Source organism: Luteibacter sp. NPDC104163 (assembly GCF_055584245.1).
Window position 1 is genome coordinate 32,567 of the sequence record NZ_JBVJMK010000008.1, and the last position, 12,633, is coordinate 45,199.

A 12,633-nucleotide genomic window follows, 5' to 3' on the forward strand; every position below is an offset into this window, starting at 1 on the left:
CGTCAGAACATGACCTGCGCACGCACCTCGAACACATGCGGATCGATGCGCAGGTCACGCCGATCGCTGAACGCGCGCACGTAGTTGGCCTGGAGCTTCAGGTACTTCGTGAGGTACCAGTTGGCGCCGAGCGTCCAGTCGTGTTCGTTGCCACCACGGGTCGTGCCGTCGTCGAGGTCGAGGGTGCTGTAGCGCACCAGCACCTCGACGGCGCCCCACGGCCCCTTCGGCACCACGTCGGACACGTTGCCCGCGCTGTAGGAGCGCGACTCGCCGGTGAGCACCCAGCTGCCAAAGGTGTACCAGCCATGCGCCTTGTACGCCGGCTTGCCGACCAGCTTTACCTTTGCATCCAGGTATTCGCCCTGCACGCTGTACGGACCCTCGATCCACAACGCCTCCGCGCCGCGGCGATCGATGTGGCTGGCGGGCGACAGTGCACCGGAGTCGATGAGGCGCTGCGTGATCAGGCCCGCCTCGGGCAAGGCCCGCAGGCGCGCCGACGGCACGTTGTAGTGGCCGCGGCCATCCCACGTGCCCTTCGGGTCTTCGCGTGAGACGGAACCGCCAAGGTGCAGCACGTGGCCGGGCGCGTTGTTCGGCGTCCAGGCCGCGCGTGCCGCGACCATGCGGCCATCCAGGTCGCCCTGCAGGTTGCCGCCGTTGTAGTAACCCAGCTGGACCAGGTAGGCCTTGCGGGCAAGTGCCCAATCCACACCGATGCGGCGGTTGGCGTACACGGCCTGCATCGGTAACGAGGTTTCCAGGAACGAGGTCGTACCCGTGCTGGTGTTGCCCTCGAAGCCCACCGGTGTCTTCATGAAGCCCACGCGCACCGCGCCGGCATCGTCGCCGAGCAGCGCCTTGGTCTGCAGGCGGAAGAACACGTCGAGCCACGTCTTCGCCTGGAAATCGAACACCGCCGTGGCGTCATACACGCCCTTCTTGCGGATGAAGAAGCCGAACTCCTTGCGGCGGTTGGTCTGGGCGTCCTCGTACGTACCCTGGTCATTGCTGAAGCGATCCAGATCGAACTGGTACTTCACGGACAGGCCCAGGTCGGTGCCATCGGCGAACACATAGTGCGTCGGCCAGTTGTTGCGCCAGTCGTACTGGTTGCGCGGCGCGTCGTCCGCCATGGCGCAGGCGCTACCGGCCAGCGCCAGCAGCGCAAGGATCGTCTTCTTCACTCATGTACCCCTTCCTACCCCGCCACCCACTCCGGCGGTTCCAGCAAAAATTAGCAGCCATCGCAGGTTCCTGCGTGGCCAAAAAGGCACAGGCGGTCACAAAACTGTCATCTGGCCCTGCTGCATCGGCCGGAAACGGGCAGGCTTGAGGCAAAAAAAGGGGGAGCCGAAGCTCCCCCTCCCTTCCTCACCCCGAGGAATGCGATCAGATCGCGTAGTACATCTGGAATTCCAGCGGGTGGGTGCTCGCACGGTAGCGGGTCACTTCCTGCATCTTCAGCGCGATGTAGCCATCGATGAAATCATCGGTGAACACGCCGCCGGCCTTCAGGAACTCGCGATCCTTATCGAGCGCGGAGAGCGCTTCGTCCAGGCTCGCGCACACCTGCGGGATGTTCTTCTCTTCTTCCGGCGGCAGGTCGTACAGGTCCTTGTCGGCCGGTGCACCCGGGTCGATCTTGTTCAGGATACCGTCCAGGCCGGCCATCATCAGCACGGTGAAGGTCAGGTAGCCCGACTGCATCGGATCCGGGAAGCGGATTTCGATGCGACGGCCCTTCGGGCTGGCGACGTACGGGATGCGGCACGAAGCCGAACGGTTACGCGCCGAATAGGCGAGCATCACCGGCGCTTCGAAGCCCGGCACCAGGCGCTTGTAGCTGTTGGTGGTGCTGTTGGCGAACGCGTTGATGGCCTTGGCGTGCTTGAAGATGCCGCCGATGTACCACAGCGCCGTCTGCGACAGGCCGCCGTACAGGTCACCCGCGAACAGGTTCTCGCCGTTCTTCGACAGCGACTGGTGCACGTGCATGCCCGAGCCGTTGTCGCCGACGATCGGCTTCGGCATGAAGGTCACGGTCTTGCCGGCCTGGTGGGCGACGTTCTTGATGACGTACTTCATCGTCATCAATTCGTCGGCCTTCTTCACCAGCGTGTTGAAGCGGGTGCCGATCTCGCACTGGCCCGCATTGGCCACTTCGTGGTGGTGCACTTCGACCACCTGGCCGAGCGACTCGAGCACCTTGCACATGTCGGCGCGCAGGTCGCCCAGGCTATCCACCGGGCTGACCGGGAAATAGCCGCCCTTCACGCCCGGGCGGTGGCCGGTGTTGGTGCCGTCGTACTTGTAACGCGACGACCAGGCGGCTTCTTCCGAGTTGATCTCGTAGAACACGCGGCCCATGTCGTTCTGCCAGCGGATCGAATCGAAGATGAAGAACTCCGGCTCCGGGCCGAAGAACGCCGTATCGGCGATGCCGGTGGACTTGAGGTACGCCTCGCCGCGCTTGGCGATCGAGCGCGGGTCACGGCCGTAGGCCTGCATGGTGCTCGGCTCGAGAACGTCGCAATGCAGGATCAGCTGCTTGTGCGCGCTGAACGGATCGAGGTGGGCCGTTTCCGGATCCGGCATCAGGACCATGTCGGACTCGTTGATGCCCTTCCAGCCAGCAATCGAGGAGCCGTCGAACATCTTGCCGTCTTCGAAGGTGCCTTCGTCGATCTGGTGGGCCGGGAAGGTCACGTGGTGGTGCTTGCCGAGCATGTCGGCGAAACGCAGGTCGACGAACTCGATTTCCTCGTCCTGGATCAGGTTCAGCACTTTCGAAGCGGCGGACATGGGCAAAACCTCGGCAATAGGTGTTGGGGCGCAGGGCTTGTAGCAATCGCTATGCCAGCGGCCCCGCATGGGAAGACCGGCCTGGATCAAGCCCCGGCATCATAAACCCGCCAAATGACATGTGCTGGATTGCACCACGACGGTGCATTTATAAGCCTCATGCACCAAATCGGCTGCGTTGCGGCATGCCTTGCGCCAATGCGCCGCGCCCACGCAAGATGCGCTCGCCGAACGGGGCGGGGGCGTCGCGGCTTTCAGGGACCGGGAGAGAGCCATGGGTGCGAAGCCCCAGCGATGGATCGCGTGCTTGCTGTTATTGGCCTGGCACATGGCCGGTGCCCAAGCAGCACTGCCGCCGATAGACACCGCAGCCGTACGGGATGACACACGCCCCACCACGCGCGAAGGCAAAGACCTCGTTGCAGCGCTGCAAGGTGCGCCCACGGAGGGCGACCTGTTCGATCTGGCAAGCTTGGGACCCTCCGCACCCTCGGCGGCGGGAGACGCCGCCATCGCGCTGCTTGATAGTCCACGACCCGACATTCGCGCGATCGCGGCAGCCTCCCTCGGCTACGTCCGCTACCCGCCGGCACAGCAGGCACTCCAGCGCGTACTGGCCGATCCTGCCGATGCCTACGCCAGTGCCTTCGCGGCCCTTGCCTTGGGGCGCCTGGGCGACCGCGCCGCATTACCTGCGCTCCACCGGGCCGCCAGCGGCTATTGGTATCCACCGGTTCGGGATTACGCCGCGGCCGCGATCAACCAGATCGAGCACCCGGCGCCGCTTACCCCGTTCCACCGACAGGAATGGGCCCTGGGCCGCACGTTGCCTTACGACTCGCGTTGCGCGCTTACCGATCGCCCCATGGTTTTGCCGGAGCTGTCCATCGATGGTGGACGGCTATACGGCATCGACAAGGGCGAGTTCGGGGGTGGGCTGTACTTCGACGATGGTCAAGGCCATGTCAGCCAGCTAGGCGACATGAACGTGCAGGCCATCGCACGGCTGGGCACCGACATCATCGCGATCTCGGGTCTGTCGCACCTGGGCTGGGTGAATGGTGCCGTGTACAAGCTCGAGCGCGCCCAGCACGGCGATTGGCACGCCACGTACTGGCGCCGCCTGCCCTGGGCGCCTTACGGGGCCGTAGCCGAGCCCGGCCAGCTCCGCATCGTCCTACCGGCAGCCGACATCCTTCTCGCCACCGATGGGAGCTTCTCGATGGCACCGTGCCCCGGTACGCGTCACGGCGAGTGGCGTGATCGCGTGGGTTCACTGAGGCCGGCCTCACCTTCCCTCTTCCCGAAGTCCAACCCGCTTCTTCTTGCAGGCGAACCATGAGCAACGCGACCGCACCAACGCCGCAGACCGACGTCCTGACCATCCATACCGTACGCACACCCGCCAGCCTCCGCCGCAGCGTGATCGGCATGTACCGCTGGGCGCCGCGCGCCTTGTTCGTCATGGCGATCGCGGCCGTCGCCGTGATCGCTTGCTCCGTGGGTACGCCGAGCCATCGCCCCCTTGACTGGCTCCCGCCCATCGTCGGCATCGTCTCCGGCCTGGGCTTCATCGTGTGGATGATGACGACGACGGTACGCAGGCTTGCCGACAAGGCCCAGCGCGAAGGCTCACCGGTGTTCACGATCACCCGCGACACCGTGAAGTACACCACCACGGTCATGTCCGCCGAAGTGGCATGGCGCGCGGTACACAGCGTCTGCGTGTCACCACACACGCTGTACGTCTTCACCACGCGCTCCTGCGCGCTCTTCATTGATCGTGGCGCGCACGATGCGCGCTTCCTTGAACTGGCGCGCGCTGCAGGCGTCAGGGTGCGCGGAGCGTGACCGTGGCGAGTTCGCCACCCATCCGCGCCACGCTGGATCCCGAGGTCACGAAAGCATGGAGCGCTGCGCTCGCTGCGTACGGGAAACGCTTTGGCTGGCTCTACGTCGTGGGCGGCGTCGGGATGGTGGTTGGCCTGGCAGGCCAGTGGCTCGCGGGCAAGTGGATGCTCCTGGCCGTCATACCGGGCATGGGCGCCTTCTTCGCAGCGGCCGTAACGTCGAGGACGGCCGCGCCGAAGTGTCCCCATTGTGGCGAGTTGCCTTATCCACCCTTTCGGCGTGGGGTCGATCCCTACTCCGTCGAGTCGTGTACGCACTGCCTTTACTGGTTGCGCAAACCCTGGTGACGTTGAACAGACTTCCTGCAGACGTTCGCTGCAACGAAGTCGCGCACATAGTCTGCGCAGGCCTGGGGATTCGACTGCAGGATGCCGTGCGGTCCATCGACTGCCTTGAGAATCGAATCCGGGCGGGTGGCGTGGATATGCTCCGTCGCCGCTTGCGGCACGAGAACATCGCGTGTCGCACGCAGGCAGAGCAGCGGAACTACCGTCAAGGCGAGCGAGGAGGAGACATCCACCGATAGCGTGGCTGCCAGGCGCCCTCGAAGCGCCGCGTTCCCAATGCCCGACACTGCCTCCATATAGGATTGCCTCAACGCTCGCGGTGCACGATTGCCGATCAGGAACGGAAGCGATGCGTGCGCCCAGGCCCGGCTCATGAACATGAGTGGGACCAGGGACGAGAGATGCCTTGCCCAAGGCCTCGGGCTACGTGCGAACGTCGCGGCAAGCACCAGGCCACGCAAGCCGGGTGGCTTCTTCGCGGCCAACAGGATAGCGAGCGGACCGGCGAATGACTCACCCAACAAGATGAAGGGCGACGGCGGAAGCAACGGTGCGACGTACTCCGCGAGCTGGTCGTATCCGGCGCCGGCCTGATCAGCGTATGGAATGATCTGTACTCGCAGATCGTCACCCAGGCACGCCCGGAATGGTTCAAAAAGCATGCCGGTACCATCCATGCCGGGGAGCAGCACGAGTGTCGGCGCATTATTGTGGCTCATAGCCACCGGCGGGCACCGTCGTGCCCTGAACTCGTGAAACCATCTGCGCCCCTCGTGTTGACGAACCGATTTTATGAATACCCCAAAATCGGTGACTGGCACCCCTAATCATACTTCTCTATGCGGAATAGCTTATCGCGCTGGGACAGCCTCGTTACGATGAACACGTCTTGATTCAATTCAGCGGGAAGCTTGTCGCGAAGCATAGATGCAACGAACTGAATACCTTCACGTTCAGCGAGCGCGGCGATCCTCGCGAGCTGATTTCCGTGCATCAACTCTCGTTTATCGTTAAGCAGAAAATGAACGCAGGGGATCATCTGATCGTCGGCGAAAATTGTGTACGCCAGATCGAAGCAAGCGATCTCGCCTTGCTTCTTTCCGGAGCTCATATTCGTGTTGAACGCAGAAAACTTGAATATCGAGGCTCCACGTCTTGCAACTCGCTCGACTTTAACAGCGAAGCTCTCCCCATAAAGTTCTTGAGATACTTCGGAAAAAATGACATTAAACCGATTGAGTTGAGACTGAATGCGCTGCTGGGCATCACGCGAGAACATGAGACTCTCGAGATTCCTGAGGCTAACTTCTATCTCATCGATGCGAGCGTTTACCGATCGTATCGATGCAATTTGGCTTTCCGCCTCTCCCTTTCTTCTACTAAGGTCATTTAGCCTTGCGTTTAGGTCAGACAAACGCTCGTATGTCATCCCATCGAGCACCGAAGACGCCAGCGACCGTTCCTCGCTTACAACGTGGGCACGCAGATTCTTCAGGCTGGAAATGCGCTCACGAATTGACGTCAGGTCGCGTTCGATATATGCGGCCTTCTGCTCAAGCATTCCATTATGGAATTCTACAAGCTGTTCGAACGACTTCTGTATCCCGTCGACGTGATCACGTGCCGACATATAGAGCTGCCGTAAGGCCGCCATATCAATCGTGACACTTGAGGTGCGAAGCTCTCTCGCCGCATCAGTGATCAGCTTCTCCTTAAGCTGAAGATGCGATATCTCTTCAGATGCCACGTGAGCCTGGACCTTAAGATCGCTGAGTATCCTCAGATCCTCATCCATGCTAGCCCTAACGCCTAGCGAGGTGACCTCGGCGTTTATTCGCGAGATCCCGGCCTCGACGACGGCAAGCGTCGCCTCGTATCCAGATAACGATTGCGTTCGCTGAAGGCGAGCCAGAAAGCTCTGTTCAATGCGTCGATCAGCAAGAAGCATCTGCTTCTGCTCTCCGTCGGCCACGTCGCAACCGAACATGAAGAGATAGAGGGACTCATACTCCTCATCCCTCGTGAATTTGTCTAGCGTCTTCAGCGTATTCGAATTCGCCGATTCACTATATCGAATATTATGGGAAATGATCTGCCTGTATGTGGGTTTCTTCCCGAGCTGGCCCGGCACCAACAGTTCCGAAACCGCCTCTTTGAAGCCCTCCTCCGTATAAGACTGACCCGACACGCGCCGAATTGCTCGCTTGCGCGATAGGAAGTTGCGTTCGATGCACACGTCTCCCGAAGGGTCGGAGGAAAGATCTTGAGTTAGGCACAGCGAGACGAGAACCTCTTTTTCAATCAAGTAGTCCTTAACAAGACGATACTCGTCCTTACCAGTTTCAGGATCGGTATAGATCTGCTTCGGGCTTCCCCCCAAGCAGAAATCGACGAGCATGAGGGCCGTCGTCTTGCCCACACTGTTACCCGTAGACTTGCCCGCACCTGTTGGCGTCTCATCAACGATTAGGTTTAGGCCCTGACGGAACTTGATTTCTCGAATCAAGCCGTCCACTGATGATATGACCAAGGCTCTTAAGAACATAGGGCTAACCAACCATCTCCATCCAACTCCACAAGATCAAGTAGAAAAAGCCAGTCCAACGAGAGCACGAAAACGGGAAAAGAAATCTCCGACTTAACGAGTCCGAATAACTCGTAAATAGAAGCGCGACGAACCTCGTACAGGTGCTGAAGTAAAAGACCGCCGCCGAAGTAGGCCGATTGCCTTGGATTAACGTCTTCAGGCAAGAGCATGAACGACCCCTGGCGGTCTATCAAAGACCTTGCAGTTCATGAAAGCGTGAACGACAAGGGCAGCAGCCGCAAACTCCGCATCCTCCATCGCTACATGACCTGCGAAACCTTCACTTTCCGAAAAGCGTCCAACGACCAAAGAAACGAGCTTTAGAAACCTCTTATCGCTCGACGCCTCGTCAGAGGTACTTGCGTAAAGGGCGAGAATCGCCAGAAAAACTGATCGACTCTTGTTGTTTCCGAGACGGTCGAACTCCGCATATATAGCATCGACCTTCGCCGTGTATGGCGCGCACTCCTGAATGATGCGCCTGGCCTCAATCAGCTTGTTATGGTCGATCTTCTCGTCGATGGCAAAGGGGAGACCGGCGCTCGCCAGGCTTGAAATGGCTTCCGCCTCTGCAAGCTTAACGATCATGGCGCCGAGTGTGCTCTGAAGTTTAGCTGTCCGTCGTTCGACAAATTCGCTCTTTATGAACTCATAGACCGGCGCCTGATCAATGGCTCGAAGCGCCACTATGCAGTTCATGATAGAGATAACGTCGTGGATGTCCTTGACCGGATCAAAGCTTAGGCCCGATACATTCTCGTAAACCTGCTTTCGCAGCTTACTCGCGTCTTTACAAATTGATATGAACTGAAATCGGTCTACTTTGTAGGCGGTATAGTCTCTCGCCAAAGCCCCTTCAATCTTGTCCTTTGTAGCAGTTGCCGATACTTGAATGGCGAGTCCTGCAGATTCATCGATTAAGTCGATACCGGGCGCGTTCTGCGACGTGGTATTCAGATTTATCAGCTTCAGACCGAAGATAAGGTTGAGCAGATGTAAATAGAAGGTCTCGCAGTGCGTGTGTAGATGAAGGACATTCAGTCGACCAAGGGTCTCGACCTGCCCAGCAAGGGCCGTCAGCTTCTCAGCACAGAATTCTGCATACATCGAACGCAACATAGGCACCTCTTCCTTGACTCGAGAAATAATACCCTATAGCTCAGACGTTTAGGCCGTTGTGGACGTACGTAACGTCTGAATAGAATGTAGGGCATGAGCCCGGAGGCGGTAGGCGGCACCCTACGTGGATGAGGGTGACCGACCCACCCGCCCGTAAGCAAACCGCCGAAGGCCGGCTCCGTCTACCTCGGCGGCCAAATGGTGACCGCAGGCGTTTGCTCGCCGGGGCGACGATGTAACGCCGCTTATACTCTCTTGATTGGGGTAGCCTTTGAGCATGAGGTATCCATGAGCCACCGTACCTTGTGCCTCACCCTTTTAATGGCGCTACCTGTGATCGCGCGCGCCACGCAGCATACGTACGCCAATCCGATCGACATCGACTACCGGTACAACTGGGAGGTGATGAACGATGGCGTTTCGTTCCGCACGGGCGCTGATCCCACGATCGTGCGGTATGGCGACGCGTATTACCTGTTCCAGACCCTTGCCGATGGCTACTGGGTATCAAAGGACCTGCTGCACTGGGACTTTGTCAGCCCCGACCACTGGCCATTCGACGGGAATGTCGCACCGGCAACCCTTGTCGCCGACGGCAAGTTATTCCTTATGCAATCGGCATTCGCGCCGAAGCCGTTGATGGTGTCGACGGAACCGGCCCACGGGAAATGGAGCTTCTGGACGCACCAGTTGCCGCCCGTGCCTGGGGCGACGCGCTACGACCCCGCCGGGAATCTCGAGGTCCGTGGACCGCTCCCCCCTGGACCGTGGGATCCCGGTCTCTTTCGCGACGACGACGGCAAGGTGTATCTCTACTGGGGCTCGTCGGATAAGTATCCGCTCTATGGTGCGCAGCTCGACATGCGCCTCGACTCGAGCGAAGGCGAGGGAAAGCGCCTTGCGTTCGTGACCCAGCCGCTTGCGCTTCTGCATCTGGATCCCGCGAACCATGGCTGGGAACGGTTTGGTCCGGACCATACGATGGGCGACAAACCGGCGTACATCGAAGGCTCGTGGATGAACAAGCACGGCGGGCGTTATTACCTGCAGTACGGTGCACCCGGGACCGAATACAACGTGTACGGCACCGGGGTATATGTCGCGATTTCGCCGATGGGTCCGTTCGCCTATGCACCTTACAACCCCGTGGGCTATAAACCGGGTGGTTTCGCCACCGGCGCCGGACACGGCTCGACGTTCGACGACGCGTACGGCAATACGTGGAACACGGGCACCACGTGGCTGGGCGTCAACCAGACCTTCGAACGACGCATCGTCATGTTCCCCGCGGGCTGGCACGACGATGGCGAGATGTGGGTCGACACACGCTTCGGCGATTTTCCCCACCGCATGCCCGATCGCGCGCTTCGCGACGGCGAGACGACCTTCACCGGCTGGATGCTGCTTTCTTATCGCAAGAAGGCGACGGCTTCGTCCGCACTGCCGGAGCATGCCGCGTCGGCGCTCACCGATGAAAACCCGCGCACGTTCTGGGTCGCGAAGGAAAACCGCGCAGGCGAGAACGTGACGCTGGACCTGCAAGGCACGCCAACCGTGCGTGCCATCCAGGTGAACTATGCGGATTACCAGTCGGATCGCTACGGCGATGCACCCGACATCGTGACGCAATTCGTGCTCGAAGGTTCCACGGACGGCAAGCACTGGGTGACCCTCGCCGATCTTTCGTCATCCGACCGCGACCGGCCCAACGCTTACCTGGAACTCGATCAGCCCGCGCGCCCTCGTTATATCCGTTACGTGCATAAGCATGTCGGCGCGAAGCACCTTGCGATCTCGGATATCCGCGTGTTCGGAAACGCCGATGGCCCGGCGCCACAGGCGCCCCGGGACGTAAGCGCAAAGCGTGGCGCGGACACCCGCGAGGCAACGATAGCCTGGAAAGCCGTGCCGGGGGCGGTCGGTTATAACGTGCGCTGGGGCCTCGCGGCGGATCGGCTGCACTCGACCTACCAGCGTTTTGCCGATCAGCCCACATCGTTTACCCTGCGTAGTCTGAACAGGGGCGTCCGCTACGTCGTGGCGGTTGAAGCTTTCGACGAGCATGGCGTCTCCGAACTTTCTCAAACCGTGGAGCTTCCCCCTCGATAGCTCCACGCCCACGGTTCGCAGCGATGACCAAGAAGCACGATAACGATACCCCCGACACCGGCCGCCGCCGCCTCCTTGGTGGCATGGCCACCACCGGTGCGATGCTCGCGCTTGGCGGCACAGCGGATGCGGCCACGCCCGCGGCGAAGGCCCATGCGCCCGCGCCCACCGGCGCCGCGCTGGATGCGCTGCTCGAGAAGCACATTCACAACGTCGTGGTGATCTACGCGGAGAACCGCAGCTTCAACAACCTGTTCGCGAACTTCCCCGGGCTGAAGGAGCCGCTGAAGGACGTGCCGCCGGAGCGCTACATCCAGCGCGACCGCGACGGCTCGGTGCTGAAGACGCTCCCGCCGATCTGGGGCGGCCTGGTGCCGCACGAGCAGACCGTGGACCACCGCACGTACAAGATCGCGGAGGACGCGATCACCGGCCTGCCCAACGCGCCATGGGCACTGCATATCGGTGACGGCACGCCGCTGCCGCATGGCGTGGTCACGCGCGACCTGGTGCATGCGTTCTATAACAACCAGCTGCAGATCAACGGCGGCAAGAACGATGGCTTCGTCGCCTGGGGCGACAATGGCGCACTCACGATGGGTCATTACGCCGACACGCCGGTGCATCTCCGCCTGTGGCGCCTGGCCGAGCAGTTCACGCTGTGCGACCGCTTCTTCATGGGTGCGTTCGGCGGTTCCTTCCTCAACCACCAGTACCTCGTCGCCGCGCAGCCGCCGTTCTATCCGGATGCGGACAAGAGCCCGGCGCAGTTCGCCATCGCGGTGACCGAGAGCGGCAGCGCCACCGACTACCGCCTCAAGATGGACGAGAAGTCGCCGAAGAGCGCGATGCAGGGCAAGCCGAAGTTCGCTCACCACAACCAGCTCACGCCGGACTTCTACGCGGTCAACACGATCGGCCCGCCGTATTCGCCGGGCTTCAATGTCGATCGCAAGAATCCCTTGCTGGCGGATGCGACGAGCCCGAACACGCTTGTGCCGCAGAAGCACAAGCAGATCGGTGACATGCTCTCGGCCAGGGATATCGACTGGGCCTGGTATGGTGGCGGCTTCCAGGCCGCGCTCGACGGGAAAGGCGATAGCGACGACGGCACGTTCCCCTCCACGCCGAACTTCCAGCCGCATCACCAGCCGCTGAACTATTTCGTTTCACTCGCACCGGGAACGGACGCGCGCGCGAAGCACCTGCGCGATGGTGGCGTCGGCGAATCGCCGAAGACCAACAAGTTCCTGGCCGATGCGAAGGCCGGCAAGCTGCCTACCGTGGCGTATTACAAGCCGCAGGGCGACCTGAACATGCACGCCGGCTACTCCGACGTGGAAGCCGGCGATCGCCACATCGGCAGCATCGTGCACCAGCTGCAGCAGAGCCCGCAGTGGAAGAACATGCTGGTCATCGTCACCTTCGACGAGAACGGCGGCTGGTGGGATCACATCGCGCCGCCCAAGGGCGATCGCTGGGGCCCGGGTACACGTATTCCCGCGCTGGTCATCTCGCCGTTCGCGAAGAAGGGCCACGTCGAGCACACCATCTACGACACCGGCTCGATCTCCCGCTTCCTCACGCGGCGTTTCAAGCTGGAGAAGCTGCCGGGCCTGCAGATGCGTGACGATGCGATGGTGAAGGCCGGTGGGCCGGCACCGGGTGATCTGACCGAGACGCTGGCCTTCGCCTAAGTTGCCTATCGCTTGTGGGAGCGCGCTTGCGCGCGATGGGAGATGCCGCGAGCACCCATCGCGCGCACGCGCGCTCCCCCCAAAACCCGCGGAGTGCCCCCCCCGGCCGCCCGGG

General features: G+C 61.3%; 10 protein-coding genes. 4 read left to right on the top strand and 6 right to left on the bottom strand.

Annotated features, from left to right (window positions below):
* Positions 1-2 precede the first annotated feature (2 nt).
* Together ACZ6YI_RS11685 and glnA are read right to left on the bottom strand one after the other, a co-directional pair.
* Entirely contained in the window at positions 3-1,139 is a 1,137-nt protein-coding gene (locus ACZ6YI_RS11685; protein ID WP_465778947.1) for an OprO/OprP family phosphate-selective porin, read from the bottom strand.
* A 256-nt stretch (positions 1,140-1,395) separates the two neighbouring features.
* Entirely contained in the window at positions 1,396-2,808 is a 1,413-nt protein-coding gene (glnA, locus tag ACZ6YI_RS11690) for a type I glutamate--ammonia ligase (protein ID WP_440324639.1), read from the bottom strand.
* A 274-nt stretch (positions 2,809-3,082) separates the two neighbouring features.
* Between glnA and ACZ6YI_RS11695 the strand changes: the two genes are divergently transcribed.
* Both ACZ6YI_RS11695 and ACZ6YI_RS11700 read left to right on the top strand, forming a co-directional pair.
* Positions 3,083-4,150 carry a HEAT repeat domain-containing protein gene (locus ACZ6YI_RS11695; protein ID WP_465778813.1) on the top strand — a complete coding sequence of 356 codons (1,068 nt, stop codon included), beginning with the start codon at positions 3,083-3,085 and terminating at the stop codon, positions 4,148-4,150.
* Positions 4,147-4,659, top strand: a complete 513-nt coding sequence (locus ACZ6YI_RS11700; protein ID WP_465778814.1) for a YcxB family protein — start codon at positions 4,147-4,149, stop codon at positions 4,657-4,659. The genes ACZ6YI_RS11695 and ACZ6YI_RS11700 overlap by 4 nt, the downstream gene beginning before the upstream one ends.
* A gap of 322 nt (positions 4,660-4,981) precedes the next feature.
* On the opposite strand, the gene ACZ6YI_RS11705 is transcribed toward ACZ6YI_RS11700, so the two are convergent.
* From ACZ6YI_RS11705 to ACZ6YI_RS11720, 4 genes are all read right to left on the bottom strand, one after another.
* Positions 4,982-5,725, bottom strand: coding sequence for an alpha/beta fold hydrolase (locus tag ACZ6YI_RS11705; protein ID WP_465778815.1), 744 nt, complete (start codon positions 5,723-5,725; stop codon positions 4,982-4,984).
* Between the two features lie 104 nt (positions 5,726-5,829).
* A complete protein-coding gene (locus ACZ6YI_RS11710; RefSeq protein WP_440330238.1) occupies positions 5,830-7,521 on the bottom strand; it encodes a DUF2326 domain-containing protein in 1,692 nt (563 codons plus the stop codon).
* Positions 7,522-7,541: 20 nt separating this feature from the next.
* Positions 7,542-7,763 carry an ABC-three component system middle component 6 gene (locus tag ACZ6YI_RS11715; protein ID WP_440330240.1) on the bottom strand — a complete coding sequence of 74 codons (222 nt, stop codon included), beginning with the start codon at positions 7,761-7,763 and terminating at the stop codon, positions 7,542-7,544.
* Positions 7,750-8,712, bottom strand: coding sequence for an ABC-three component system protein (locus ACZ6YI_RS11720; RefSeq protein ID WP_440330241.1), 963 nt, complete (start codon positions 8,710-8,712; stop codon positions 7,750-7,752). The genes ACZ6YI_RS11715 and ACZ6YI_RS11720 overlap by 14 nt, the downstream gene beginning before the upstream one ends.
* Before the next feature lie 288 nt (positions 8,713-9,000).
* Between ACZ6YI_RS11720 and ACZ6YI_RS11725 the strand changes: the two genes are divergently transcribed.
* Complete coding sequence (locus ACZ6YI_RS11725; protein ID WP_465778816.1) at positions 9,001-10,821, top strand: family 43 glycosylhydrolase; 1,821 nt, start codon at positions 9,001-9,003, stop codon at positions 10,819-10,821.
* Positions 10,822-10,844: 23 nt separating this feature from the next.
* Entirely contained in the window at positions 10,845-12,518 is a 1,674-nt protein-coding gene (acpA, locus tag ACZ6YI_RS11730) for an acid phosphatase (protein ID WP_465778817.1), read from the top strand.
* Positions 12,519-12,633 lie beyond the last annotated feature (115 nt).

Bases quoted from the DNA above. Each gene is read 5' to 3' on its own strand.
- ACZ6YI_RS11685 (WP_465778947.1), bottom strand. From the start codon at position 1,139: ATGGCGGACGACGCGCCGCGCAACCAGTACGACTGGCGCAACAACTGG.
- glnA (WP_440324639.1), bottom strand. From the start codon at position 2,808: ATGTCCGCCGCTTCGAAAGTGCTGAACCTGATCCAGGACGAGGAAATC.
- ACZ6YI_RS11695 (WP_465778813.1), top strand. From the start codon at position 3,083: ATGGGTGCGAAGCCCCAGCGATGGATCGCGTGCTTGCTGTTATTGGCC.
- ACZ6YI_RS11700 (WP_465778814.1), top strand. From the start codon at position 4,147: ATGAGCAACGCGACCGCACCAACGCCGCAGACCGACGTCCTGACCATC.
- ACZ6YI_RS11705 (WP_465778815.1), bottom strand. From the start codon at position 5,725: ATGAGCCACAATAATGCGCCGACACTCGTGCTGCTCCCCGGCATGGAT.
- ACZ6YI_RS11715 (WP_440330240.1), bottom strand. From the start codon at position 7,763: ATGCTCTTGCCTGAAGACGTTAATCCAAGGCAATCGGCCTACTTCGGC.
- ACZ6YI_RS11720 (WP_440330241.1), bottom strand. From the start codon at position 8,712: ATGTTGCGTTCGATGTATGCAGAATTCTGTGCTGAGAAGCTGACGGCC.
- ACZ6YI_RS11725 (WP_465778816.1), top strand. From the start codon at position 9,001: ATGAGCCACCGTACCTTGTGCCTCACCCTTTTAATGGCGCTACCTGTG.
- acpA (WP_465778817.1), top strand. From the start codon at position 10,845: ATGACCAAGAAGCACGATAACGATACCCCCGACACCGGCCGCCGCCGC.